This is a genomic window from Geodermatophilus dictyosporus, assembly GCF_900115505.1.
GTDB classification, from domain to species: Bacteria; Actinomycetota; Actinomycetes; order Mycobacteriales; family Geodermatophilaceae; genus Geodermatophilus; species Geodermatophilus dictyosporus.
Genome location: NZ_FOWQ01000007.1, coordinates 215197 through 239584 on the forward strand (window position 1 = coordinate 215197; position 24388 = coordinate 239584).

At 75.5% G+C, this 24388-nt stretch carries 22 protein-coding genes, 1 pseudogene and 1 riboswitch; of the genes and pseudogenes, 5 read left to right on the top strand and 18 right to left on the bottom strand.

Annotated features, from left to right (window positions below; genetic code table 11):
• Positions 1–121: 121 nt before the first annotated feature.
• Together BMZ33_RS17105 and BMZ33_RS17110 are read left to right on the top strand one after the other, a co-directional pair.
• Positions 122–1282, top strand: a complete 1161-nt coding sequence (locus tag BMZ33_RS17105) for a sensor histidine kinase (protein WP_091113392.1) — start codon at positions 122–124, stop codon at positions 1280–1282.
• On the top strand, positions 1279–1932 hold the full coding sequence (locus BMZ33_RS17110; RefSeq protein WP_091113395.1) for a response regulator transcription factor: 654 nt from the start codon (positions 1279–1281) through the stop codon (positions 1930–1932). Before BMZ33_RS17105 ends, BMZ33_RS17110 begins: the two co-directional genes overlap by 4 nt.
• A 4-nt stretch (positions 1933–1936) precedes the next feature.
• On the opposite strand, the gene BMZ33_RS17115 is transcribed toward BMZ33_RS17110, so the two are convergent.
• From BMZ33_RS17115 to BMZ33_RS17125, 3 genes are read right to left on the bottom strand one after another with little or no spacing between them, the layout of a single operon-like run.
• Positions 1937–3805, bottom strand: a complete 1869-nt coding sequence (locus tag BMZ33_RS17115) for a hydantoinase B/oxoprolinase family protein (RefSeq protein WP_091113399.1) — start codon at positions 3803–3805, stop codon at positions 1937–1939.
• Positions 3802–5877 (bottom strand): hydantoinase/oxoprolinase family protein, encoded by a 2076-nt coding sequence (locus tag BMZ33_RS17120; RefSeq protein ID WP_091113402.1) that lies wholly within the window; start codon positions 5875–5877, stop codon positions 3802–3804. The genes BMZ33_RS17115 and BMZ33_RS17120 overlap by 4 nt, the downstream gene beginning before the upstream one ends.
• 48 nt (positions 5878–5925) lie before the next feature.
• A complete protein-coding gene (locus BMZ33_RS17125; RefSeq protein WP_091113406.1) occupies positions 5926–6126 on the bottom strand; it encodes a hypothetical protein in 201 nt (66 codons plus the stop codon).
• 241 nt (positions 6127–6367) lie between these two features.
• On the opposite strand from BMZ33_RS17125, the gene BMZ33_RS17130 reads away from it, so the two are divergent.
• A complete protein-coding gene (locus BMZ33_RS17130) occupies positions 6368–7228 on the top strand; it encodes a GGDEF domain-containing protein (RefSeq protein ID WP_091113409.1) in 861 nt (286 codons plus the stop codon).
• Here BMZ33_RS17130 and BMZ33_RS17135 read toward each other — a convergent pair.
• The 3 genes from BMZ33_RS17135 to BMZ33_RS17145 form a co-directional block, all read right to left on the bottom strand.
• Entirely contained in the window at positions 7217–7654 is a 438-nt protein-coding gene (locus BMZ33_RS17135) for a DUF1707 SHOCT-like domain-containing protein (RefSeq protein ID WP_169064485.1), read from the bottom strand. The genes BMZ33_RS17130 and BMZ33_RS17135 overlap by 12 nt on opposite strands.
• A gap of 65 nt (positions 7655–7719) precedes the next feature.
• Positions 7720–8808, bottom strand: a complete 1089-nt coding sequence (locus BMZ33_RS17140; protein WP_091113691.1) for a winged helix DNA-binding domain-containing protein — start codon at positions 8806–8808, stop codon at positions 7720–7722.
• Between the two features lie 118 nt (positions 8809–8926).
• Complete coding sequence (locus tag BMZ33_RS17145) at positions 8927–9589, bottom strand: hypothetical protein (protein ID WP_136697333.1); 663 nt, start codon at positions 9587–9589, stop codon at positions 8927–8929.
• Positions 9590–9631: 42 nt separating this feature from the next.
• Between BMZ33_RS17145 and BMZ33_RS17150 the strand changes: the two genes are divergently transcribed.
• Both BMZ33_RS17150 and BMZ33_RS24715 read left to right on the top strand, forming a co-directional pair.
• On the top strand, positions 9632–11113 hold the full coding sequence (locus tag BMZ33_RS17150) for an HNH endonuclease signature motif containing protein (protein ID WP_091113422.1): 1482 nt from the start codon (positions 9632–9634) through the stop codon (positions 11111–11113).
• Positions 11114–11161: 48 nt separating this feature from the next.
• Positions 11162–11584, top strand: a pseudogene (locus BMZ33_RS24715) (GNAT family N-acetyltransferase); the annotation flags it as partial.
• 58 nt (positions 11585–11642) lie between these two features.
• Here the strand turns inward: BMZ33_RS24715 and BMZ33_RS17160 are convergent.
• From BMZ33_RS17160 to BMZ33_RS17215, 12 genes are all read right to left on the bottom strand, one after another.
• Positions 11643–12848 (bottom strand): EAL domain-containing protein, encoded by a 1206-nt coding sequence (locus tag BMZ33_RS17160; protein ID WP_091113430.1) that lies wholly within the window; start codon positions 12846–12848, stop codon positions 11643–11645.
• A gap of 110 nt (positions 12849–12958) precedes the next feature.
• Positions 12959–13576 (bottom strand): aggregation-promoting factor C-terminal-like domain-containing protein, encoded by a 618-nt coding sequence (locus BMZ33_RS17165; RefSeq protein WP_091113434.1) that lies wholly within the window; start codon positions 13574–13576, stop codon positions 12959–12961.
• 223 nt (positions 13577–13799) lie between these two features.
• Positions 13800–13951, bottom strand: a riboswitch (cyclic di-AMP (ydaO/yuaA leader).
• Between the two features lie 246 nt (positions 13952–14197).
• On the bottom strand, positions 14198–14626 hold the full coding sequence (locus tag BMZ33_RS17170) for a VOC family protein (RefSeq protein ID WP_169064486.1): 429 nt from the start codon (positions 14624–14626) through the stop codon (positions 14198–14200).
• Positions 14617–15504, bottom strand: a complete 888-nt coding sequence (locus BMZ33_RS17175; protein ID WP_091113437.1) for a TcmI family type II polyketide cyclase — start codon at positions 15502–15504, stop codon at positions 14617–14619. Before BMZ33_RS17175 ends, BMZ33_RS17170 begins: the two co-directional genes overlap by 10 nt.
• The gene (locus BMZ33_RS17180) at positions 15501–16784 is read right to left on the bottom strand and encodes a cytochrome P450 family protein (protein WP_091113441.1); all 1284 of its coding nucleotides are present in this window, start codon (positions 16782–16784) and stop codon (positions 15501–15503) included. Before BMZ33_RS17180 ends, BMZ33_RS17175 begins: the two co-directional genes overlap by 4 nt.
• A gap of 21 nt (positions 16785–16805) precedes the next feature.
• On the bottom strand, positions 16806–19637 hold the full coding sequence (locus tag BMZ33_RS24530) for an FAD-dependent monooxygenase (protein WP_091113444.1): 2832 nt from the start codon (positions 19635–19637) through the stop codon (positions 16806–16808).
• A complete protein-coding gene (locus tag BMZ33_RS17190) occupies positions 19634–19981 on the bottom strand; it encodes a putative quinol monooxygenase (protein ID WP_169064487.1) in 348 nt (115 codons plus the stop codon). The genes BMZ33_RS24530 and BMZ33_RS17190 overlap by 4 nt, the downstream gene beginning before the upstream one ends.
• Positions 19978–21216 carry a beta-ketoacyl synthase N-terminal-like domain-containing protein gene (locus tag BMZ33_RS17195; protein WP_091113448.1) on the bottom strand — a complete coding sequence of 413 codons (1239 nt, stop codon included), beginning with the start codon at positions 21214–21216 and terminating at the stop codon, positions 19978–19980. The genes BMZ33_RS17190 and BMZ33_RS17195 overlap by 4 nt, the downstream gene beginning before the upstream one ends.
• Positions 21213–22508, bottom strand: a complete 1296-nt coding sequence (locus BMZ33_RS17200; RefSeq protein WP_091113451.1) for a beta-ketoacyl-[acyl-carrier-protein] synthase family protein — start codon at positions 22506–22508, stop codon at positions 21213–21215. The genes BMZ33_RS17195 and BMZ33_RS17200 overlap by 4 nt, the downstream gene beginning before the upstream one ends.
• A complete protein-coding gene (locus BMZ33_RS17205; RefSeq protein ID WP_091113454.1) occupies positions 22505–22927 on the bottom strand; it encodes a cupin domain-containing protein in 423 nt (140 codons plus the stop codon). Before BMZ33_RS17205 ends, BMZ33_RS17200 begins: the two co-directional genes overlap by 4 nt.
• Positions 22924–23883 (bottom strand): ACP S-malonyltransferase, encoded by a 960-nt coding sequence (locus tag BMZ33_RS17210; protein WP_091113458.1) that lies wholly within the window; start codon positions 23881–23883, stop codon positions 22924–22926. Before BMZ33_RS17210 ends, BMZ33_RS17205 begins: the two co-directional genes overlap by 4 nt.
• Positions 23880–24380 (bottom strand): SRPBCC family protein, encoded by a 501-nt coding sequence (locus BMZ33_RS17215; protein WP_091113465.1) that lies wholly within the window; start codon positions 24378–24380, stop codon positions 23880–23882. The genes BMZ33_RS17210 and BMZ33_RS17215 overlap by 4 nt, the downstream gene beginning before the upstream one ends.
• Positions 24381–24388 lie beyond the last annotated feature (8 nt).

The following is a 24388-nucleotide window of genomic DNA, read 5'->3' on the forward strand; positions in this document are numbered from 1 at the left end:
GAGGCCGCACCGCCCTGCGGGACGATCCGGCCGGGGCGGCGCGGTCACTAGTCTCCGCAGGGCCGGGCACCCACGGTCGCGGGCTCCTCCGCGGGGTGCGCCCGGGCGAGGAGCGCACGCGATGGAGGGGTCCACGGGGGTCCGGGCACCGTCGGACCGGGTATACGCGCTGGTCGCCGTCGTGTCGGCCGGGGCGGCGGCGCTCGAGGGGCCGCCGGTCCTGCCGGTGTTGGTCTGTCTCGTGCTCGCCCTGGTCCCCTGGCTGCTCGTGGCCGCGGGCGCCGACCTCCCGCTGGCCCTGTTCGCCGTGCTGGCCGTGGCCCCGGTCGTGCCCGTGGTGGCGTGGTCGGGGGTCGGCAGCGCGCTGTTCCTCACCATCGCCACGGCCGCGCGGGTGGCCACCCGCACCGACCGGCGCGGGCTGCTGGCGGCGACCACGGCCGCGGCCGTCGCGGTGCCGTTCGCCCCGTTCGCCGGCCTGCTGCCGCCCGGGGCGGGCGAGGTCGAGCGCGGCGCGGGGTCGCTGTACTTCGCCTTCGGCACCGTCCTGGGCGTGCTGGTCGGGGTGCTGCTGCACCGCGCCGCGGTGCTCACCGACCACCTCCGGGTCGCCCAGGAGCGCCTCGCCGAGGCGGCCGCGCGGCAGGAGCGGCAGCGGATCGCCCGCGACGTGCACGACCTCGTCGCGCACTCGCTGACCGTCGTCGTCCTGCACGTGGGTGGCGCGCGCCGGGTCCTGCGCCGCGACCCGCGGGCCGCGGAGGGGGCGCTGGAGGAGGCGGAGCGGGTGTGCCGGGAGAGCCTGGACGGCATCCGCGGTGTGGTGGGCCTGCTGCGGTCGGGGCAGGACGAGTACCCGGTGGTCTCCCTGGACCTCGCCGAGCTCGCGGACGGCTACCGCGCGGCCGGCCTGCCGGTCACTCTGCACACCGCCGGGTCCCCGGGATCGCTGCCGCTGGTGGCGCGCGTGACCCTGCACCGGGTGGTCCAGGAGGCGCTGGCCAACGCGGCCCGCCACGCGGACGGCGCCCCGGTGGAGGTCCGCGTCACGGTCGACGACGGTGGTGTCGAGGCCCGGGTGCGCAACGACCTGCCCGGCGGGGGACACGGCGGCGGGGGACACGGCGGCTTCGGGCTGGTGGGGCTGCGCGAGCGGGTGGCCTCGCTGGGCGGCGAGCTGACCTGGGGCCCGGAGGACGGCGCCTGGGTGCTCCGGTGCGCCCTGCCGCGGCACGCCGGCGACCGGGCCGTGTCCGCCCCGGCGGGGGGAGGGCAGGCGTGAGCGCCGCCGTCCGGATCGTGCTGGCCGACGACCAGGCGCTGGTGCGCGCCGGGCTGGCGATGGTGCTGGGCTCCGAGGACGGCTTCACCGTCGTCGCGCAGTGCGAGGACGGCGCCGGGGTGCTGCCCGCCGTCCGGGCACACCGGCCCGACCTGGTGCTGGTGGACGTGCGGATGCCGCGCGTGGACGGCCCCGAGGCCATCCGCCGGCTGCGGTCCGAGCCCGGCGCGCCGCCGGTCCTGACGCTGACGACCTTCGACGACGACGAGGTGCTGTGGGCGGCGCTGGACGCCGGCGCCGCGGGGTTCGTGCTCAAGGACAGCCCGGCCGAGGTGCTCGTCGACGCCGTCCGCGCGGTCGCCGCCGGTGGCGCCTGGCTCGACCCGCGGGTGCTGCCACGGGTGCTGGACCGGGCCCGCCGCCGGCCCGCCCCGGCTGCCGGGACGGCAGTCCTCGACCGGCTCACCCCCCGCGAGGCCGACGTGCTGCGCCTGGTGTGCCGGGGGGCGAGCAACGCCGAGATCGCCGGCGCCCTGCGGCTGGGGGAGCGGACGGTGAAGTCGCACGTCTCGGCGATCCTCGCCAAGCTCGGCGTCCGCGACCGCGCCGCGGCGATCGTGGCCGCCTACGACGCGGGGCTGGGCCGCTGAGGCCTCAGAGGACGTCGAACTCGTTGCTGGCCGCGCCGCCGGAGAGCAGCGCGTAGCCCGGGCCGCGGTCGAAGAAGGGCTCGTCGCCGGTGCGGGCCGACCGCAGCTCTGCCCGCAGCGCGTCGGTGGTCGCCTCGTCGCACGTGCCGTCGTCGAGGACGACGACGCCGTAGTCGTCCCGCGCGCCGGCCACCGAGACCTTGCGCCAGGCGACGTCGCGCAGCACCTCCTCGACGGGGCGCTCGAGCGGGTCGCCCCACCCGCCGCCGCCCGTCGTCCGGATCCGCACGACGGTGCCGGCCGGCAGCGGCTCGGCGTCGGCGAGCGCGTCGACGTCGTGCTCGTCCGGGCCGCCGGGGTCCACGGTCACCTGGAACGGCCGCCCCGCCCGCCCGCCGTTGACGCCCCAGCAGGACAGGATCGAGCGGTCGGCGATCGACATGAAGTGCGCGTCGCGCAGCACCCGGACGTGCTTCTCGTAGCCGCAGCCGCCGCGGTGGCGGCCCGGGCCGCCGGAGTCCAGTGCCAGGCCGAGGCGCTCCACCCGCAGCGGGAAGCGGCTCTCGGTGAACTCGGTGGGCAGGTTCCGCGAGTCGGGGACGACGTGGATGGTGTCCTCGCCGTCGGCGTACCAGCGCCCGCCCGAGCCGCCGCCGAGCACCTCGCGCATGAGGTAGGGCTGCCCGTCGGAGTCGGTGCCGTAGACGCCGGTGTAGCGGATCGTCTCCTGGTCGGCGGGCATCCGGCCGCCCGTGGCCTTGGCCAGCACCCCGGCGAGCACGCCGAGCAGCCGGAGGATGACGAAGGTGCGCGCGTTCGTCGGCGCCGGGAACACCGGCGTGAGCAGCGTGCCCTTCTCCGGGAAGCGCATCTCGATGAGCGGGACGACGCCCTCGTTGACGTCGAGCTGCGCCATCCGCTCGGGCGTCTCGGCGAGGTTGCGCAGGATCGGCGCCAGCCACTTCTTGAGGAAGTTGCCGTCGGCGTAGTCGCCGCAGTGGTTGATCGGCCCCTTCGCCTGCGGGCCGGTGCCGGTGAAGTCGATGACCAGCGGGGTCTCCCGGGTGGAGTCCATGGTCAGCGTGATCCGCTGGCGGTGCAGCTTCGGCGGCTCGACGCCGTCGTGCTCGGCGTAGTCCTCCCAGACGTAGGTGCCGTCGGGGATCCGGCTCAGGACCTCCCGCCGGTAGACCTCGGTGGAGGCGTCCAGGATCGCGTCGAAGCACGCCTCGACGGCGGCCACGCCGTAGCGGTCGAACAGCTCGCCCAGGCGGCGGGCACCGGCCAGGCAGGCGGAGCACTCCGCGTCGAGGTCGGCGGCCAGCGAGTCGGGCATCCGCGAGTTGCGGGTCATGATCGCCAGCGCCGCCTCGTTGCGCACGCCGCGGTCCCACAGCTTGATCGGCGGGACCATCAGCCCCTCCTCGAACACGCTGGTGGCCGCGCTCGGCATCGACCCGGGGACGGCGCCGCCGATGTCGTCGTGGTGGCCGAACGCCTGCACGAACGCGACCACGGCCGGCGCGCCGTCGACGTCGGCGAAGACCGGCACGGTCACGCACAGGTCGGGCAGGTGCCCGATCCCGCCCTCGGAGAGGTAGACGTCGTTGTGGAAGAAGACGTCGCCGGGGTGCATGGTCGCGACCGGGTGGTCGCGGACCACCGGGTGCACCAGCGCGGAGTACGAGCGGCCGGTGAGCTTGCGCAGCTGCCGGTCGTGGATGCCGGCCCGGAAGTCGTGCGCGTCGCGGATCATCGGCGACCGCGACGTCCGCCCGATGGAGGTCTCCACCTCCTTCTCGATCGCGGCCAGCGTGCCGGCGACGATCTCCACGAGCACCGGGTCGGCGGGCGCCCCCTCCGTGAGGCTCATCGGGCGGCCCTCTCGATCAGCAGGTTGCCGAAGGTGTCCACGGTCGCGGCGAAGCCGGGGTGCAGCGGCACGGTCGAGCCGAACTCCTCCACCACCGCGGGGCCGCTCACCACGTCGCCGGGGGCGAGCCGCGTGCGGTCGTAGGTGGGCGTGGGCGCCCAGTCCTCGTCGAAGAGCACCGGGCGGGACCCGGTCACGGCGCGCTCGGGACCCCCGCCGCGCGAGGGCAGCGCCACCAGGTCGGGACGGCGGATCGGACCGATCCCGGTCACCCGCAGGTTCACCCACTCCACGGCCTGCCGCGGGTCGTCGCGCAGGTCGTAGCCGTAGAGCTGCCGGTGCGCGGCGTGGAAGGCGGCGGCCACGTCGTCGGCGGCCGCGGCGTCGAGCGCGCCGTCGGCCACCGGCACCCGCACCTCGAAGGCCTGCCCCACGTAGCGCAGGTCCGCCGTGCGCTGCACCACCTGCACGTCGCGCGCGAAGCCCTCGCCGTCCAGCGACGCCCGCGCACGCTCCTCCAGGGCGGCGAACGCCGAGCGCACCCGGTCGAGGTCGAGGTCGGCGTGCCGGCTGATCGCCGTCTGCACGTGGTCGTTGCGGACGTCGACGGTCAGCAGCCCGAACGCGCTGAGGTTGCCCGGGTCGGGCGGGACGAGCGTGCGGGGCAGGCCCAGGACGTCCATCAGCCGGCACGCCAGCAGCGAGCCGGACCCGCCGAAGGTGGTCAGCGTGAAGTCGCGGACGTCGAGGCCGCGGGCGACGGTGACCTGCCGCAGCGCGTTGGCCTGGTTCCACGCCGAGATCTCCAGGATGCCCAGCGCGGTCCGCTCCAGCGACAGCCCCAGCCGCTCGCTCAGCGCGCCGAGCCCGGCCCGCGCGGCGTCGACCGACAAGGGGATCTCCCCGCCGAGCAGGTGCGGCGGGATCCGGCCGAGGACGACGTGCGCGTCGGTGACCGTGGGCTCGGTGCCGCCCGACGGGTAGCACAGGGGGCCCGGGTCGGCGCCGGCCGAGCGCGGGCCGACCTTGAGCGTGCCCTCCGGCGAGAGCCAGGCGATCGAGCCGCCGCCGGCGCCGACGGTCACCACGTCGACCATCGGGACCTTCGACGGGTAGGCGCCCACCGAGCCCTCGGTGGTCAGCGCCGGCTCGCCGTCGACGACGACCGTGACGTCGGTGGAGGTGCCGCCGCCGTCGCAGGTGAGCACGCGGTCGAAGCCGGCGTTGCCCGCGACCAGCGCCGCGCCCAGCGCGCCGGCGGCCGGGCCGGACAGCATCGTGGTGATCGGCTGGTGCACGACCTCCTCGGCCGAGAGCACCCCGCCGTTGCTCTTCATCACGTGGAACGGCACGCCGGGCGCCAGCGCGTCGAGCCGCTCGCGGATGCCGCGCACGTAGGCGGCCACCCGCGGCTTGACCGCGGCGTCGACCAGGGTGGTCACCGACCGCTCGTACTCGCGGTACTCGCGCAGCACCCTGCTGGAGATGCTGACGACGGCGCCGGGGTGTTCCGCGCGGAGCACGTCGAGCACGGCCCGCTCGTGGGCGTCGTCGGCGTAGGAGTGCAGCAGGCAGACGCCGATGGTCGTCACCCCGGCGTCCCGGAAGAACCGCGCCGCGGCGACGGCGTCCTCGCGGCGGAACGGGCGGACCTCGGCGCCCGTGGGGTCGAGCCGGCCGCCGACGGTGCGGACCAGGTCGGCCGGGACGATCCGCGGCGGCTTGACCCAGAAGTAGCTGTTGCCGTAGCCGTCGGGCACCGACTGGCGGGCGATCTCGAGCACCGACTCGTAGCCCTCGGTGGTGATGAACCCGATCCGGTCGAGCCGGCCCTCGAGCAGCTGGTTGGTGGCCACCGTCGTCCCGTGGCTGACCGCGGTCACCGCGCCGCCGTCGAGGCCCATGAGGTCCAGCACCTTGCGCACACCGGCGAGGAAGCCCTCGGCGGGGTCGGCCGGGGTGGAGGGCGTCTTCGTGGTGGTCGTCGCCCCGGTGTCCTCGTCGACGGCGACCACGTCGGTGAAGGTGCCGCCGGTGTCGATGCCGATCCGGACCCGGCGACCCCCTGCCATGGGTCGGTACCTTAGGGCTGAGACACCGCGCCGGGGAAGCGCCGGTGGCTACGGCTCCCCGGCCCCGCCCTCGGGTGGGCCTGCCGAGCGGCCGGCGTCCTCGACCGCGGCCCCGGCGGGGTTCGGGCGCGCGGCGTCGTCCGCGCCGGGACGCTCGCCGCCGTCCGTGCCGACCCCGACGTCGGTGACCTCGTCGAAGTCGCGCAGCGCGTCGTCGGGCGCCAGGAAGGCGTCGTCGGGACCGGTCATGGTTCCTCCCTCGGTCGGTGCGGGCGTCCCCGCCTGCGTACCCCGCGGGCGCGGCACACGCGCGTGACCTCACGACACGCACCCGTGCCGCATCGACGGGGCAGGCCTCGCGTGGTGTCATGCCCTGCAGTGCGTCTCCGGGGGGCGCGGACCAGCAGGAGGCGACATGGCGAACAGGTGCACGGCCGGCCGGGCGGCGCCCCGTCCCGTGGGGGTCGGCGACCCCGGCGCCCCGGGCTGAGTGGACGCCCGCCTCGCCCGGGAGTTCGTCGAGGGCACCGACGCCCTCGTCTGCATCGTCGACGCCCAGGGGCGGATCCTGCTGGCCAACCCCGCGCTGCAGCGGTTCACCGGGCGGGCGTCCGCGGACGTCCTCGGGCGGCTGTTCGTCGACGTCTTCGTCGTCCCCGAGCACCGCGAGCTCGCCCTCGACGCCGTGGAGCGCGCGATGGTCACCGGCCGTGCCTTCCCGCAGGAGGGGGACTGGCTGACCGCCGACGGCGACCGGCGGCTGGTCTCCATGCAGAACAACGTGCTCGTCGACGGCGCCGGCCGGCCCTACGCGGTCGCCTGTGTCGGCATCGACGTCACCGACCAGCGGCGCCGCGAGGAGCTGCTCAGCGAGCGCGCCCGCACCGACCGGCTCACCGGCATCCCGAACCGGGGCACGTTCTTCGAGGAGCTGCAGCGCCACCTCGCGTCCGACCGGCACGAGGTCTGCGGCGTGCTCTTCTGCGACCTCGACGGCTTCAAGAAGGTCAACGACGACCACGGTCACGCGGTGGGCGACGCCGTCCTGGTCGAGGTCGCGGCGCGGCTGCGCACTCTGGGCGGCCCCGGCGACGTCGTCGCGCGGTTCGGCGGTGACGAGTTCGTGGTGCTCTGCCCCGGCTGCCAGGACGACGAGCTGGCCCGGATGGCCGAGCGGGTCGGGGAACAGGCCGCCGTCCCCCTGCCCACGGCCGCGGGCCCGCTCGTGGTCGGCGTGAGCGTCGGCAGCGCCGTCGGGCGTCCCGGGGAGACGCCCGACGAGGTCATCGCCCGCGCCGACCGCTCCATGTACGGGGCCAAGACGCGGCAACGCCGCCGGTCACGGCGCTGACCTCCGCGGCCGGCCGATGCCGGTGGCGTAGAGGACGGCGAGGACCGCACCCGAGGGCGCGAACCAGACGAACCACGGGTGGACGGCGCCGTCGCTGACGAACGAGACCAGCGTCCAGACCACGACGTTCACCGCGACGAGGCTGAGCCACACCGTGCTGAGCACCCGCATGGTGGTGCCGCCGGCGCCGTCGGAGAACACCCGGTGCCGCGGGGCCGGCGGCGGTGGGGGCGGCGGCTCGGGCAGGTCCCGGGTGACCCAGTCGAGCTCGCCGCGGGTGCGTGCCGCCCAGACCGCGCGCGCCCGCTCGTCGAACTCGGTCAGGTCCAGCTGGCCGTGCCCCACCGCCCGGCGCAGGCGCTCCTGCACGGCGCTGCGCTCGACGTCGGAGACCCGCAGTTCCTCGGCACGGACGGCTTCACCCATGCCCGGCATCGTGGCACCGGCGGGCGCCGCGCGGGGTCCGTCGTCCGGTGGACGCCGGGTCCCGCTCAGCCGAGCTCGACGGCCCCGAGGCGGGCCCCCCGGAACGCGGCCAGCCGCTCCGCCTGCTCGCCGACCGCCGCCCGGAGCGCGGGGGACACCGGCACCCACGGGTCGACGGCCACCGTCAGCGACGACCCGGCCCTCCGCGGCCGCCACAGCCCGGCGATCCCGCCGTCGGACAGCACCGCGCCGGGCCGGCCGAGCGCGGGCCAGGTGGCCTTCCGCCGCGCGGGGTCGGCGACCAGCGTCTCGCGGTCGCGGCCCTGCAGGAGGGGGTCGAACGGGCCGAGCAGCCGGGTGACCGCCGGTACAGGTGCGCCCAGCCGGTCGGCGTCCGCGGCGAGCAGCCAGCGCCGCTCGCCGTCCACGTCGACCTCGACGGCGTCCTCCGGCCAGCGGGCCCGCACGTCGGCCACCGGAGCGTCGAGGTGGCCGGCCACGTGCTGCGGGGTGGCCGGGCCGAGCAGGTGCAGGTACGCGCGGACGACGTCGAGCCGCCGGGGCACGGTGTCCGCCGGCGCGAAACCGGGGATCGGCTGCAGCACCGGCGGTGAGGTGCCCGCCTGCAGCTCCAGCCCGGCGCGCAGTGCGGCCAGCCGGAACGGCTGCTCGTACAGGTGCACCGCGTCGCAGGGCCGGCAGTACCGGTTGTAGGGCTCCTCCATCGCGTCGGAGAGCCGCCGCGACATGTCGCCCTTGACCGTCGGTGCCGGGACGATCTCCCGCATCCGCACGGCGATCCGGTCCAGGGCGGTGAGCACCGGGATGCCCGCGGCCTTCAGCGGCCGGGCCGCGTCGAAGACCCGCTTGGCCGCGTCGGCCTCGGAGAACGGCGCGGTCGCGGTGGCGACGGCGGGCAGGTCGGCGCGGCGGTGGAGGTGCGGGGCGCCGCGGAGGGTCCAGACGGTGGCCAGCTCCCCGCTCCCGGGGACGACGCCGCGGTTGGCCAGCGCCCACAGCCCGCCGTCGGGCCCGGTGTCCTGCACCCCGAGGTCGAGGACGGCGGTGTCGGCGACCGTGCCCGACTCGCGGTCCAGCTGCTGGACGGCGAGGCGGTACGCCAGCACGTCCCGGGCGGTGGCGGAGCGGGGCACGCGAGCACCGTAGGGGGCGCGGCCGGCGACCGTGCACACGTCGGGCCCTCGGCGCCCGCGGTGGCCCCGGCAGGTGCACAGCCGCCCGGCTCGGCGCCGTGCGGCCGCCCCACGGTCATCAGGAAGGCGCAGGACCGCAGCCGCGTCCGCACGGTGTCCGGCCGCCACGCCGGTCGCTCGCCCTGTCCGGCAGCCCGCCGGTGGCGGCTTCGATGCGGCGCGCGGCGCGGACGGAGCGCGGGTGGTTCAGGAGGTGTCCCGGCAGCGACGCGCCGTAGGCGGTGCTGCCGATGCGCCGACCGGACACCAGGCGGAGGTGCAGGCCGTCGTCGTGCCCGATCCCCACCAGGTCGTCCACGGGCACACGCCGCACCTCGACGACCTCGACATGGCCCGCCGGGTCCACGGCCAGGCCGCAGGTGTCGAGCAGGCACTGCACCGTGACCAGGAGGCACATCGGCGGCAGGACCTCGAACAGGTTGCCCGCGTCGCTGAGGGACCTGGCGAGCAGCCCCCAGCGCAACACGAACACACTCAGCACCACGCACGCCGTGAGGACGGCGAGGCCGGGGTGGCGGCCGACGACGCGCCGACGCCAGGACGGCATCGCGGAGGCGACTCCGGTGGCGCCTGTCGTCACCGTGGTGTTCCTCCTCGATCCTCCGGGACGAGCTGGCTGCGTCACCCCCCTCGTCGGCAGGGCGGTGCGATGGGTGTAGTTGCCGCCCGGGCCGTGGCTGCCTCCTCGCCGGACGTCGGGACCTCGGCTCGTGCTGGCCACTGACCTGCGGGAACTGTCGTACCCCGGTCGTAGGTTCGTCCCGTGGAGCAGCTCGGGGAGGACCAGCCGCCGGTCGCCGGTGGCCTCCTCGGCCTGCTCGTCGCCGAGCCACCGGAGCTGCGACGGCTGCCGGTCGCGCTGCTGACCCGCGGGCAGAAGGCCGCCGAGCTGGAGCACGTGGCCGCACTGAAGGCCCGGCTCGCGGCCTACGAGGCGGAACTCGTCCTGGGCCTGGCCGACGACAGTCCCGACGACCTCGACCCCACGCCCGGGACGCCCGGCGCGAAGCGGGGGTCGTGGGCGCCGGATGCGGAGTTGCCCGGCGTCTCGGAGTTCTTCACCGCCGAGCTGGCCATGGTCCTCAACTGCGGCCGGCGGTCGGCCTCGCTGCTCGCGCAGCGGGCGTGGGTCTTCCGGGAGTCGCTGCCCGGCACCTGGGCGGCGCTGGCCGAGGGTGTGCTGGACGAGGCGCGGGCGAAGGTCTTGGTGGACGTGCTGCAGCACACCGACCCGTATGTGGCGCGGCAGGTGGAGTCCCGGCTGCTGCCCGAGGCCGCCGGCTGGACCACCCATACCCTGCGCAAGCGGGCGGTCGCGGCGCTGCTGGCGGTCGACGCGGACGCGGTCGATGCTCGGCGCAAGGAGGCCGAGCGGCAGGCCGACGTGCGCGTCTACCCCTCACCCCGGGAAGGCATGAGCAGCCTGACCGCGGACCTGCCGGCGCCGGTCGCCGCGGCGTGCTTCGACCTGGTCGACCGGCTGGCGGTGCTGATGAAGAAGGACGACGACGAGCGCCCCATCGGCCAACTGCGCGCCGCGGTGCTCGCCGACTTGATCCAGCGCCCGTGGGACGACACCCGGCCACCGGTGACCGCGCACCTGCAGCTGATCGCCACGCTGGGGGCACTCACGGGCGAGTCGTCCCAGGCGGGCGAGGTCAACGGGCTACCCATCACCATCGGCCAGCTCCGCGACCTGCTCGCCCGGCTCGAGGCGCTCGGCCTGCGCACGCCGGAGGGCGGCTCGGTGACCCTGGCGCTGACCGATGACGACGGTGCCCTATGGGCCACCACCACCCTCGACCGGCTCCGCCGCCTCGCCAAGCGGGGATGCCCAACGCACCCGGCCGCCGACTGCGGGTGCGCGGTGCTGGACCGGCCGGCCGAGGTGGACACCTACGAGCCGTCGACGGCGCAGCAGACGTTCGTGCACACCCGCGATCGCACCTGCCGCTTCCCCGGCTGCGGCCAGCGCGTCGGGTGGGCGGATGCCGACCACGTCATCGCGCACGCGCACGGCGGGGCGACCGACTGCGCCAACCTCTGCTGCCTGTGCCGCAGCCACCACCGGCTGAAGACCTTCGCCCCCGGCTGGCGCTTCCAGATGAGCCCCGACGGTGTGCTCACCGTGACCACCCCGTCCGGCATCACCCGCACCACCCGACCACCGGGCACGCGACCACCCCCGGCCGAGCACTCAGCGCCGCCGCCAGGCGAGCCGGACCACGACCCGCCACCGTTCTGACGGGGGGAGCGGGGCCCTCGGCGGGACGAGGGCGCCTAGCCTGGCGCGGTGCTCGACGGGCCGGTCACCTTCCGACCGCTGACCCGCGCCGACCTGGGGCTGCCGGCGCGGTGGCTGGCCGAGCCGCTGGTCGCCCGCTGGTGGGCGCACCAGACCACGCCCGAGGCGGTGGAGGCCGACTTCGGCCCGTGCATCGACGGCACCGACCCCGTCGAGGTGCTGCTCGCGCTGAGTGCCGGCCGCCCGTTCGGGCTGGTCCAGCGCCACCGCATCGCCGACTTCCCGGAGCACGTCGCGGAGCTGTCGGCGGTGGTCGACGTCCCGCCGCGGGCGCTGTCGATCGACTACCTGATCGGCGGGCCCGACGTGCGCGGCGGGGGAGCGGGGACGGCGATGCTCCGGGCCCTCGTCGCCGACTGCTGGGCCGTGTACCCCGAGGCCGACGCCGTCCTCGTGCCGGTGGCCGCGGGCAACGTCGGCGCCCGACCACGTGGTCTCCCTGCTGCGCCGGCCGCCCGGCGCGTGAGGGTCAGGCCGGCTGCTCCAGCCGGGGCCGGGGCACCGCGGCGGGGACCAGCGCCTCCGGTGGGCCGGGGCGGCCGAAGTACCAGCCCTGCCCCAGGTCGACTCCCAGGTCGAGCAGCGCCGCGGCCTCCTCGCCGGTCTCGATGCCCTCGGCCACCACGGTGACCCCGCAGCCGTGGCCGAAGGTGACCAGCGACTCGACCAGCTTGGCCAGCACCGGGTCGGTGTGCAGGCCGCTGACGATGCTGCGGTCCATCTTGATCACGTCAGGGGAGGTCACCACGATGTGCCGAAGGCTGGAGAAGCCGGCGCCCACGTCGTCGATGGCCAGCCGCATCCCGGCGGCGCGGAACGGGACCAGCGCGGTGGTGAGGGCGTCGTAGTCCTCGACCGGGTCGTGCTCGGAGAGCTCGAGCAGGATGCGGGGCAGCGGCAGGGTGTGCAGCAGCGCGGAGAACTCCGGCGTGAGCAGCGTCTGCGGCGAGACGTTCATGGCCACGTAGCCGTCCACGCGGGACAGGTGCTCGGCGGCGCGCCGCAGGGCCAGCAGCTCCACCTCGTGCCCGCGGCCGATGCTGTGCGCCTCCTCGAAGACGACGTCGGGGGCCTTGCCCCAGTCGGCGGGGAAGCGGCTGAGCGCCTCGGCGCCGACGCGGGCGCCGGTGCCGAGGGAGACGATCGGCTGCAGGACGACGGTCGGTCCGCCGGCGGCGACCAGGGGCTCGAGCCGGCCGTCGATCTCGTCGCGCCGCTGCCGGGCGCGCAGCTCGGGCTCGATGATCACCGAGGCGGCCGACGCGAGGACCTTCATCAGGGCCTCGTCGCGGGTGGTCAGCTCCTTGTCGGAGGTGAAGCCGAACGCGCAGAACGTGCCGTAGAGGCTGCCGTCGGACAGCGTGACCGGCGTCGACACGTAGCTGCGGATGCGCGGGATGCGTGCCGAGGGCAGCGACATCGCCAGCGGGTACTTCGTGACGTCGTCGATGACCGGCGGCAGCTCGCCGTCGAGGATCGCCTGGCAGAACGACGTCTCCTGGACGACCTTCGCGCCCTCCTGGACCAGCACCGGCACCCGGGTGTCGACCACCTCGAGGTGCTGGGTGGTGCCGTCCATCCGGGTCAGGAACGCCACCGGCATGTGCAGCGACTTCCTCGCCGTGTGCAGCAGCTCGGCCACCTGCTGCTCGGCGTCGGTGCGCGACCTGCCCATGGTGTGCTCCCGTCCGCTGGCTGTCCCCTCCCTTCGACACGGGGTGGGCGCCCCTGGACCGGCGCCCGCCGGGTCTCACCCCGAGGGGTGGGACCCGGCGGGCAGGTGGCTCAGTACCAGTTGTTCGCCTGGAAGTGGTCCCAGGCGGCGCAGGCACTGCCGTAGCGGTTCTCGACGTAGATCAGCCCGGCGTCGATCTGCCGGTAGGGGTCCGACGTCTTGGCGATGCCGGTGCTCGCCCACGTCGAGTCGAGGAACTGCGGGATGCCGTACGCGGTGCTGCTCGGGTTCTGCGCGTTCGGGTTCCACCCGCTCTCGGCCTCCCAGAGCTGCTCGAGGCAGCCGAACTGGGTGGCGTCGCCGAGCTGGCCGGCCGCGTAGTCCTTGTAGGCCTGCTCGCCGGTGGCGGCGGGCGCGGGAGCCGGGGCCGGTGCGGGAGCGGGCGCCGGAGCCGGAGCGGGCGCCGGGGCGGGAGCCGCCTCGGGCGCCGGAGCGGCGGCCTCGGGCGCGGCCTCGCCGCCGCGGCCGTCGCGGTCCCCCCAGCCGCCGTCGCTCCACCCGCCGGGCGCGGCGGAGTCACCGCGGGACCACTCGTCGGCCTGGGCGGCCGACTGTCCGGCGAAGGTGACCGCGAGGGCCATGGCCCCCGTGGCGGTGAGCAGGTGCAGGGCCCGGCGGCGCGGGCGCCCGGTCGGGTGGGCGTGCTGGGTCGTCGTGCGTGCGTGCATGGAGCCGTCCTCCTGGAGGCGCGGACGTGCGGCACCGTCGTCCGACGGTGCCGCAGCGGTCGGGCGGGACAGGGGTCGTCAGCCGGGCGTGCGGCACCGGCCGGACACGGGGGTCCGGCTGAGGGCGCCGTGCGACGGCTGTGCGTGCTGGTGGACAGGCGGGAGCGCGACGGTCCCGGACCTGTGGGCGCGGGGGCGCTGGGCCCCGGGCGCGGTTGTTCTCCGTTCCTCCCCTGGCCGCCTACCGGGTGAGCTGACGGGTTCGGGCTGGGAGTGCCCTACCCGCTGCCGGGATCGCCGGGAGCGGGACTCACCCCGGTGGTGCTGGTGGGTCCCCGGCTCGCGCTCGGGAGCGCGATTCGGCGGCATCCGGTGCGGGGCCCCCGGGAGGGGGCGAGACGCCCGACCGGACGCCGAAACGCTAGGGAGGGGGACCGGTCCGTGACAATCCCGTGACCTGAACCGGCGGCCGGGGGCGTGCGACAGGCCGACGCCACGCCCCGGACCGCGCTGGGCCGGTCACGGCGCGCGACCGCCCGGGTCCGGACGCGACGCGGCCGCCGGGACCCCACGGGTCCCGGCGGCCGCGTCGGACGGCGCCCCGGTGTCAGGCGCCCGGTGTCAGCTGGGCCGCTGCCCGCCCGGTCGGAAGTCGGCCGCCGGGTGGTTGTCGGAGATGAGGCCGACGACGTTGCCGAACGGGTCGAGGACGGCCACGCTGACCACCGGCCCGTGCGGCGTGAGCGGGATCCACTCCTTGGCACCCATCGACGACAGCCTGTCGAGCGCGGCGTCGAGGTCGTCGACCCGCCAGTGCCCGACCGCCCCGCCGGGTTCCAGTGCCGCCCCGGGGGGAGCGGTGGCGCGGCCGGCGATCGCCAGCCGGGTCCGCTCGTCGACGGCGAACGCGGCGTAGCCCAGCTGCCCACCGGGCCCGGGCCGGGTGAAGACGGGTCCCGACCCCAGGAGCTCGGTGTACCAGGCCGTGGCCGCGGCCACGTCGTCGGCCCAGTAGGTGAGCGATGCGATCCCGCGCAGGGTCACGTCCACGACGAGGGGGCCTCCTCCTCCGCCAGCACCGGCTCGGGGTCGCCGGGCTGCCAGTCCGGCGCAGTCCAGCGGTGGAACACCCGGGCCACCGAGTCGCGCGGGCTCTGCCACGTCTCCGGGTTGTACGGGCTCACGTAGGGGGCGAGGTCGGCCATCACCTTGGCGAAGGCCGGCCGCATGGACTCGTGGTTCTCCCGCACGGCCGCGGCCTTGACCCGGTCCTGCTCGAGGATGTGCACGAAGACGTCCTCCATCGAGTACAACCAGCGGCCGGTGACGCCGGTCTCCGTCGGCAGCCCCCCGGCGTCGGACTCGGCGAACACGCGGGCGATGTCCTCCTCGCTGCCCGGCACCATCCGCTGGACGATCACGGTCATCTCCCGGTCCGGGGACACCGGGCCCTCGGGCACCCAGGAGTAGAAGTGCTTCGCCACGGAGTGCGACGGGTTCTGCCAGTAGCTCGCGTACGGGGTGACGTACGGGGCGATGACCTCGGAGATGATCTGGAACGCCGGCAGGCCGCGGCGCTGACCGGAGACCTCCGGGTCCTGCTTGCGCTCGATGACGTGCAGGTAGAGGCCCTCGTAGGAGAGCAGGATCCGGCCGACGACGCCGAGGTCCTGCGGCCGGGTGGTCCGGTCGTAGTACGCGAACACCGGCCCGACCTTGTCCTCGCTGCCGGGGACCATCCGGCAGACGATGACGTTGCGGAAGGGGCGCCAGTCGCTCGAGTACCAGCTCGCCGGTGCGGAGGCGGTGTTCGCGAACTCGACGGTGTCGTTCGCCCACGGCTGCTCGGTCGGGGTGGTCGAGGCGTCGGCCGCGGGGTCGGCGGATCGTGGGGTCGGGGGCGTCGTCTGGGACTCGGTCTGGGTCACGGGGTTCCTCCGGGGGCAGGGGTGGGGGTGAAGCGGAGGGGAAGGGCGAGCAGACCGCGGAAGGCCGAGGCGGCGGGCAGCCACTGCAGCTCCTCCACGGGGACGTCGAGGCGCAGGTCGGGCAGCCGCAGCAGCACCTGCCGCAGCGCCGTCGTCGCCTCCAGCCGGGCCAGTGCGGTGCCCAGGCAGTAGTGGACCCCGTGCCCGAAGGCCAGGTGCTGGGTCGGACCGCGGTCGAGGTCCAGCCGGTCGGGCTCGGCGGTGAGCTCGGGGTCGTGATCGGCCGCGCTGAGCACGACGGTGACGATCGAGCCCGCCGGGATCGCCACGCCACCGATCTCGAGGTCCTCGGTGGCGAAGCGGAAGCTCGACACCGGAACCGACCCGTCGAAGCGCAGCAGCTCCTCGACCGCCTCGGGCACCCGGTCGAGGTCGGCGAGCAGGTCGGCCATCTCCTCGGGGTGGGTCAGCAGCGCGACGACGGCGTTGCCGAGGAAGTCCGACGTCGTCTGGTAGCCGGCGAACAGCAGCAGGAAGCAGGTGGAGACCAGCTCGGCCTCCGACAGCCGGCCGTCGCCGTCGCGGGCGGTGATCAGGGCGCTGACCAGGTCCTCGCCGGGCTGGGCGCGCTTGGCCGCGACCAGGCCGGTGAAGTAGGCGTGCAGCCGCTCCTGCGCCTGACCGATCGCCGCCCGGTCCTCCTGCGGGCTGCGCCCGCCCGTGCCCACGGTCCGGATGACCTGGGTGCCGGCCAGGATCTCCTCGTGGTCGGCCTCGGGGATGCCGAGCAGGTCGCCGATCACCGCCAGGGGCAGCCGCAGCGCGAACTCGTCGACGAACTCGCACTCCCCGCGCGGCGCCATCCGGTCGAGCAGGCCGGCGACGATCTCCTCCACCCGGGGGCGCATCGCCTCGATCCGCTTGGGGGTGAACGCCTGCGTCACCAGCCGGCGCAGCCGGGTGTGCTCGGGCGGGTCGGAGTTGAGCATGTTGGTGTTGATCTGGCGGGCCTTCTCGCCGAACACCGCGAGGTAGGTGTCGCCGGCCCGGTAGAGGTCCTTGGACAGCCGCGGGTCCGACAGCGCCTGGCGGGCGTCGGCGTAGCGGGTGACGAGGAAGGAGTCGAAGCGCGGTGTGCGCACCTTGACCACCGGGCGCTCGGCGCGCAGCCGAGCGTAGACGGGGTAGGGGTCGGCGCGGAACTCCGGCGTGTAGACCTCCTGGCCGGGGACGACGTCGTCCGGGGGCGCCGCGGAGGTCGCTGGGGCGGTCTGGGTCATGTCGGCTCCTGGGGGTGGGGGTCAGGGGGCGAAGACGCCGGCGAGGTGGTCGAGCAGGGCGTCCTCGTCCAGCGGGCGGCTGCGGAAGCCGACGTGGCCGTCGGGGCGGACCAGGTGGGCCGCCGTCCCCGCGCCCGCGGTGCCGTAGGCGGCCGCGAAGGTGCCCTGGGCGTCGCGGACGACGGGCAGGTCGACGAGGTGGGGCAGCCGGGCGTCGGGGGCGGCGAGGAGGTAGGCCGCCACCTCGCCGCGGGTCTGCTGCCGCACCGCGACGGCCAGCTTCTCCAGGGCCGACACCTGCTCCTCCGACGCGCCGGCGTCGGCCGACAGCAGCAGCGTGGAGCGGGTGCCGCGGGTGAGGTCGAACAGCCGCAGGGGGTGCGCGACGCCGAAGCGCCGGAGCCCCTGCACGTCCGGTGCGCGGTACCCGGGTCCGGGTCCGGCGGGGAAGCCGCCGGGGGCCGCCTCGCCGACCAGCGGGCTGCCGGCGTAGTTCATGGTCATCTGCATCTCGAGCAGGAACTGCGCCTTCTCGTCGGCCATGTCCATCTCGTCGGTGAACGCGATGGCCACGGCCCGGTCGACGATCATCTTCCCGGCGGGACGGCGCTCGGCCTCGTAGCTGTCGAGCAGCCCGGGGGCGGCCAGCCCGCGGACGGCCAGGGCGAGCTTCCAGCCGAGGTTCCAGGCGTCCTGGATGCCGGTGTTCATGCCCTGCCCGCCCGCCGGCGGGTGCAGGTGCGCGGCGTCCCCGGCGACGAAGACCCGCCCCTCGCGGTAGCGGTCGACGATGCCGTGCTTGATCCGGAAGATCGACGACCAGCGCAGGTTGCTCGCCGTCGTTCCGGGCGGCCCCAGGTCGTCGATGGCGGCCTGCATGTCCGCGAGCGTCGGGGGCTCGTACTCCTGCCAGAACCCGGGCGGGACGACGCCGGAGCCGACCGCGTCCTGCCACCGCTGCGGGGCCAGGGTGGCGATGCGGTAGCGGTTGCGGCCCTTGAGCGGGACGCAGACGAGCATGCCGGTGAAGTCGTCCTCGTTCTCGATGCGGACGAAGCGCACCAGGTGCCCGGCGGGCAGGTCCCAGTCGACGTCGACGTCCCCGAGCATGAACAGCTGCGGGAACATCGACAGCCCGCCCTCGAAGGCCAGCCCGAGCCCGGAGCGGACGGCGCTGTGCGCCCCGTCGCAGCCGACCAGGTACTGCGCCCGGGTGGTCTCGACCTCGCCGGAGGCGTGCCGCAGCTGCGCGGTGACGCCCTCGTCGTCCTGGGCGAAGGCGACCAGCTCGACCCCGCGCTCGACGACCACCCCGAGGGAGGCCAGCTTGGCGCCGAGGATGCGCTCGGTGTCGTACTGGGGGAGCCCGAGGTGGGCGTAGGGCAGCTCGTCGAGGCCGGACCAGTCGACCTGGTGGGTCTGCTCGCCGTTGACGAAGACCGTCTGGCCGTACAGCCAGATCCCGGCGTCCATCGCCTCGGTGACGATGCCCTGGTCCTCCCAGATCTCCATCGTCCGGCAGTGGATGCCGATCGCCTTGTCCGCCTGGGTGGAGGCCTCGGGGCGCTTGTCCACGACGCGGACGGCGACGCCGCGCCGGGCCAGCTCGATGGCGTGGGTCAGGCCGGCCGGGCCGGCGCCGACGACCAGCACCTCGACCGTGCGGCCGGTGGTGCGGGAGGCGCCCCCGAGGCCGGCCGGGACCGGCAGGGCCGCCGCGGCGGCCGCGTGCCCGTCGTCGGGCTTCTCGACGAACTCCTGCACGCTGGCGCTGGGCACCGTGCTCACCGGCGTCCCGGCCACCGCCTCCAGGTCCGGCTCCGGTGTCACCGGCACGGCGGCGGGGACGGTGTCGGGGACGGCGGCGGCCGAGGGCGGCTCGGGGCGCACGCGCAGGGCGAACACCCGGCGGTCCTCGCCCCGGGCCAGCCAGCGGCCCAGCGGCCCGGCGGCCCAGTTGGCCGGCTCCGCCGTCCAGTCGGTGAAGTGCTGCTCGGAGTCCCACTCGGCGACGACGTGGTAGCGCCGGCCGTCGGGTTCGCGGAGCAGCTCCTCGCGGGCGTGGCCCGGGGCGCTGCGGGCCAGCTGCGCGGCGGCGAGGTAGGCCAGCTCGAAGGCCTCCTGCTCCCAGGGCTCGACGGCGACGGCGGAGTCGACGCGCACCCGCGCCACCTCGACGTCCCCGCCGGGCGGGAGCAGCGGCGGGAAGTCCGCGTCCGTGTCGGGCCGCTGCCGGATCTCGAGCACCTCGCGCCGGAACTCCACCGAGTGCCAGCGGGCCAGCGGCGCGCCGGCCGCCATGTGGGAGGGGTCCTCGACCCACTGCACGAAGTCGTCCTCGGACTCCCACTCGGCGAAGATGTGGTACCGCAGGCCGCTCGCGTCGCGCAGCAGCTCCTCGCGCACGTAGCCGCGCGAGTCGCCGATCCGCTGGGTGACCGTCGTGTACGCGCGCTCGAAGGCCACCTGCTCGCCGGGCGCGACGCTGGTGGAGAAGTCGATGCGCACCGGCCGGCGCGGCTCGGCCGCCCGCGTGGCCAGCACCGTGAAGGTCTCGCGGGCGGTGTCCTCGCGCAGGTCCCGCAGCGCCTCGGTGAGCCGCTCGCCGGCGGCGCTGCGCCCGAAGGCGTCCACCGCCGCCCGGTCGGTCCAGTCGCTGACGAAGCCGAACCAGCGCGGGTCGCCGGCGTCGCGGACCAGCTCCTGGCGCAGGTTGCCCGGCTCCCGGGCGACCTCCGCGGCGGCCTGCTGCCAGGCCGCCGCGAAGGCGTCCTCGCAGCCCTCCCGCGCGCGCACCCGCAGCACCGTCCGCACCCCGGCGGCGGCGTCCCTCCCGGTTCCCGCTGCCGTCATGCCGGGGCCTCCACCGGCCGCCCGGCGCCGGGGACGACGGCCAGCACCTCGTAGGTGCTGCGGGCGGCGTCCTCGCGCAGGTCGCGCAGCGCCTCGGTGAGCGTCTCCCGGGCGCTGCTGCGGCCGAACTCGTCGACGGCGGCGCGGTCGGTCCAGTCGCTGGTGATGACGAACGTGCGCGGGTCGTCGGCGTCGCGCACCAGCTCCTGGCGGACGTTGCCCGGCACCCGGGCGATCTCGGCCGCGGCCCGGCGCCAGGCCGCCTCGAAGGCGGCCTCGCACCCCTCCCGCGTCCGCATCCGGAGCATCGTCCGGATGGCCGCCTGCGCCTCCGGGGCGCTCACGCCGCCTCCCCGGCCGGGTCGCGGCGCAGCACCAGGCTGCTGTTGAACCCGCCGGCACCGCGGGCCAGGACGACGACGGTCCGCAGCTCCTGCACGCGGGTGGACTGCACGAGGTCGATCCCGGGTGCCTCGACCGGCTGCTGCAGGTGGGCGGTGCCGGGCACGATGCCGTCGCGCATGGCCAGCAGCGCGGTGGCCACGTTGAGCGCCGACCCGCCGGCCATCAGCCGCCCGGTCCACGACGACGGCGCGGTCACCGGCACCGGCGTGCTGCGGCTGCCGAACACCGCCCCGATCGCCGCCAGCTCCAGCGCGTCGAGCTCCGGCGTCCCGGCGCCGTCGGCGACGACGAGGTCCACCTCGTCCGGGGAGACGCCGGCGTCGGCGAGCGCGAGCCGGATCGCCCGGGCGTACTGCGTCGCGTCGGGTGCGGGGTCCTCGTGGTGGTGGGCGTCGTGCGTGGCGCCGTAGCCGGCCACCTCGCCCCACACCTGCCGCGCGCCGCGGGCCCGGGCGGCGCCGGGCTCCTCGACCAGCAGGATGGCGCCGCCCTCGCCGACGACGTGCCCGTTGGCCCGCCGGTCGAAGGGCAGGTAGGCCTCCTCGGGGCGGGTCGCCGCCGACAGCCGGCCGCTGGTGGCCTGGCAGAGCAGCGCGTACGGGCACATGCCCGCCTCCGTGCCGCCCACCAGCACCGCCGGCGTGCCCCGCCGCGCCACGCGCCGGGCCCAGCCGATGCTGTCCAGCCCGCCGGCGCCCTCGCTGACCACCACGCCGGAGGGCCCCTTGTAGCCGTCGCGGATGGAGACCTGGCCGGTGCTGGCGGCGTAGAACCAGGCGATCGACTGGTAGGCACCCACCGCCTTGGGCCCGCGCGCCCACAGCCCCTGGATCTCGTGCTGGCTGAACTCGTTGCCGCCCGAGCCGGAGGCGAGGAACACCGAGGTGGCGTAGACGTCCTCCGGCGCGGTGTAACCGGCGTCCTCCGCGGCGAGGGTGGCCGCGGCCAGCGACATCCAGGTCCAGCGGTCGGTCTGCACCTTCAGCTGCGGCGCCACGTGCTCGTCGGGGTCGAAGCCGCGCACCTGCCCGGCCAGCGAGATGCCGTACTGCGTGGGGTCGAAGCCCTCGATCGGGCCGATCGCGTGCTCCCCGCGCAGCAGCGACTCCCAGTGCGCCTCGACGCCGATCCCCGTCGGGGCGACGACGCCGAGGCCGGTCACGAGCAGGCTCATTCGGTCCTCCGGGTGGGGCTGGCCAGGACGATGGCCGACTGGAAGCCGCCGAAGCCGCTGCCCACGGAGACGGCGACGTCGACCTTCTGCTCGCGGGCGACCTTCGGCACGTAGTCGAGGTCGCACTCGGGGTCGGGCACCTCGTAGTTGGCCGTCGGCGGCAGCACGCCCCGCTGCACGGCCAGCGCCGTCGCGGCGATCTCGATGGAGCCGATGGCGCCCAGCGAGTGGCCGACCATCGACTTGATCGAGCTCATCGCCACCCGGTCGGCCGCCGGGCCGAGGCTCTTGTGCACCGCCGCGGTCTCGTGCCGGTCGTTCTGCTTGGTGCCCGAGCCGTGCGCGTTGACGTAGCCGACCTCGGCGGGGTCGATGCGGCCCTGGCCGAGCGCCCTGCCGATCGCCTCGGCCATCTCGGTGCCGTCGGGCTTGAGACCGGTCATGTGGAAGGCGTTGCACCGGCTGGCGTAGCCGGTGACCTCGCAGTAGACGTCCGCGCCGCGCCGCCGCGCGTGCTCGAGCTCCTCGAGCACCAGCACCGCCGCGCCCTCGCCCATGACGAACCCGTTGCGCCGCGCGTCGAAGGGCTTGGAGGCGTGCTCGGGGTCGTCGTTGGTGTCGGTGGTCGCCCGGATGGTGTCGAAGCAGGCCATCGAGATCGGCGAGATCGGCGCGTCGCTGGCGCCGGCGACCACGATGTCGGCGTCGCCGTCCTCCACCAGCTGGCTGCCGTAGCCCACCGAGTCGATGCCGGAGGTGCAGCCGGTGGAGACCACGGTGGCCGGGCCGTGCGCGCCGAAGCGCACCGCGAGCTCGGTCGCGCCGCAGCTGGGCACCAGCGCGTGGGCGAGGAAGCGGGAGGCGTAGCGGGGGTCGACCAGCCAGTGCGCGCCGGCGTCGCTGACCGACACGTACTCCTGCTCCAGCCGCATCGTCGCCCCGACGGCGGTGCCGAGGGTGACGCCGACCCGGTCGGGGTCGGGCGCGTCGTCGGCACCGCCGACGCCGAGGCGCAGGCCGCTGTCGGCGACCGCCTCGTCGGCGGCGACCATCGCCATCTGCACGAACCGGTCGTTGCGGTGGACCTCCTGGGCGGACAGGCCGAGGGCCCGCCCGTCGAAGTCGACCTCGGCGGCCACCTGGGAGCGGAACCGCGCCGGGTCGAAGAAGGTGATCCGCCGGGTCGCCGTCCGGCCCGCGGTGATCATGTCCCAGAAGCCCTCACGGCCCATCGACCCGGGGGCGACCACCCCGATCCCCGTGACGACGACCCGCCGGCGCTCGCCGCTCACTGCACGCCCGGGGGGAGCTCGGTGTCGACGTGGCCCAGCTCGGGCCGCGGGGCCAGGGGCCCGCAGAGGAACACGAAGAACGCCGTCGTCGAGGTGTCGTTGACGATCCGGTGCTTCACGCCGATCGGGATGTGCACGGCCGACTCCGCGGTCAGCCGCCGCTCCTCGCCGTCGAGGGTGACCGAGACGTCACCGCTCTGGCAGTAGAGGAACTCCTCCGAGTACGGGTGCCAGTGCTCGGTGACGACCTCGCCCGGCTCGAGGGTGAGCGTGCCCATGAAGCCGGCGGTGGAGCCGACGCTGGCCGGCGAGAGCAGGACTCGGATGTCGCCGCCGCGGCGCCGGTTGGGCGGGGTGTCGGCGCGGGACACGGTGGGTCCGCAGCGCACCACGCTCTTGGCGTGCTGGATGGTGGTCATGACTGTCCTCCGGTGGGGGTCGGGCCCGCGATGGCGGGTTCCGGCCGGGCGGTCGGGATCGGGAGCTGGGGCCCGGCGGCGTGCTGCACCGGGATGTCGGGGGCGACCTGGCGGACGAGCGGGCCGAGCAGCGGGACGGCGGCCACCTCGACCACCGCCGTGGCGCCGCTGGTGGCCAGCGCCCGGCAGGTGGCCTCCCACTGCACCGGCGAGGTGAGGTGGGCGCGCAGGCACCGGGCCAGCTGGTGGGGGTCGCGGGTGGGGCGGCCGTCGGCGTTGGGCACCACGGGCACCTCGGGCGCCGACCAGTCGAGGTCGGCGAGCGCGGGACCCAGGTGCCGGGCGACGGGTTCCATGAGCGGGCCGTGGCAGGCGGCCCGTCCCGGGAGGCGGACCAGGTCCAGGCCGGCCGCGAGCACGGTCTGCCGCGCCCGGGCCAGCTCCTCGCAGGTGCCCGCGAGCACCACCTGGGCCGGCCCGTCGAACTCCGCGATCGTCAGCGTGCCCCAGCCGCCGACCTCGGCGACCGCCGCGCGGGCCACCTCCCCGGCGCCCGGGCCGATGACCGCGGCCATGCCGGCGCAGGACGGGCGCGGCGAGAGGGACAGCAGCTCGGCCCGCCAGTGCACCAGCTCGACCACCTGGTCCAGCGGCAGCGCCCCGGAGGCCACGAGCGCGGCGTACTCGCCCACCCCGTGCCCGGCGACGGCGACCGGCTGCAGGCCGCGGGCGACCAGGCTGCGGTAGCCGGCGACGCCGGTGACCACGACCTCGACGTGCGCCGCCACCGGGTCGCTCAGGTTCAGCGGGTCGCGCCACCACTCGGCCACGTCCCGCCCGACGAGCGCGGAGGCCTCCTCGGCGACCTGCCGGGCGGGCTCGTCGCCGAGCCAGGCGTCGAGCGTGCCGGCGCGCGCGCCGCCCTCCCCGGCGAGGACGACCGCGGCCCGGGTCACCTCGCCGCCTCCGGGGTCCGCCCGGCGGCCGCTTCCACCTTCTCCTTGATGATCCCCATCTGGACCTTGGAGTTGCCGTCGATCCGGCGGGTCATCCCCTCGGTGTCGATCGGCGCCTGCGGCCGCATCCGGAAGTCCTGCACCCACCGCATGCGGGTGCCGGTCCCCTCGCGCTCGTAGCTCCAGAAGATGTCCATGAACTCGAACGGCCCGGGCTCCACGCGGCGGGCGCGGACCGTGTGGGTGGCCGGGTCGAGGGTGCGCTCGGACACCCAGCTCCACACCGTCCCGTTCTCGTCGGGGTGCATCGAGAGCCGGAAGCGGAAGTAGGTCTCGGTCTGCTCGAGGATCTCGATCGAGGCGTACTCGGTGAACAGGTCCGGCCACGAGGCCAGGTCGTTGGTCATCCGCCACACGTGCTCGAGGTCGGCGTCGATGACGATGGAGTTGTCGGTGTGGCCGGCGGTCTCGGTGCCCGGCTCCACGGTGCTGCTCATGAGCGGTT

Bases quoted from the DNA above. Each gene is read 5' to 3' on its own strand.
- BMZ33_RS17105 (WP_091113392.1), top strand. From the start codon at position 122: ATGGAGGGGTCCACGGGGGTCCGGGCACCGTCGGACCGGGTATACGCG.
- BMZ33_RS17115 (WP_091113399.1), bottom strand. From the start codon at position 3,805: ATGAGCCTCACGGAGGGGGCGCCCGCCGACCCGGTGCTCGTGGAGATC.
- BMZ33_RS17120 (WP_091113402.1), bottom strand. From the start codon at position 5,877: ATGGCAGGGGGTCGCCGGGTCCGGATCGGCATCGACACCGGCGGCACC.
- BMZ33_RS17125 (WP_091113406.1), bottom strand. From the start codon at position 6,126: ATGACCGGTCCCGACGACGCCTTCCTGGCGCCCGACGACGCGCTGCGC.
- BMZ33_RS17135 (WP_169064485.1), bottom strand. From the start codon at position 7,654: ATGGGTGAAGCCGTCCGTGCCGAGGAACTGCGGGTCTCCGACGTCGAG.
- BMZ33_RS17160 (WP_091113430.1), bottom strand. From the start codon at position 12,848: ATGGGCAGGTCGCGCACCGACGCCGAGCAGCAGGTGGCCGAGCTGCTG.
- BMZ33_RS17165 (WP_091113434.1), bottom strand. From the start codon at position 13,576: ATGCACGCACGCACGACGACCCAGCACGCCCACCCGACCGGGCGCCCG.
- BMZ33_RS17180 (WP_091113441.1), bottom strand. From the start codon at position 16,784: ATGACCCAGACCGCCCCAGCGACCTCCGCGGCGCCCCCGGACGACGTC.
- BMZ33_RS24530 (WP_091113444.1), bottom strand. From the start codon at position 19,637: ATGACGGCAGCGGGAACCGGGAGGGACGCCGCCGCCGGGGTGCGGACG.
- BMZ33_RS17195 (WP_091113448.1), bottom strand. From the start codon at position 21,216: ATGAGCCTGCTCGTGACCGGCCTCGGCGTCGTCGCCCCGACGGGGATC.
- BMZ33_RS17205 (WP_091113454.1), bottom strand. From the start codon at position 22,927: ATGACCACCATCCAGCACGCCAAGAGCGTGGTGCGCTGCGGACCCACC.
- BMZ33_RS17215 (WP_091113465.1), bottom strand. From the start codon at position 24,380: ATGAGCAGCACCGTGGAGCCGGGCACCGAGACCGCCGGCCACACCGAC.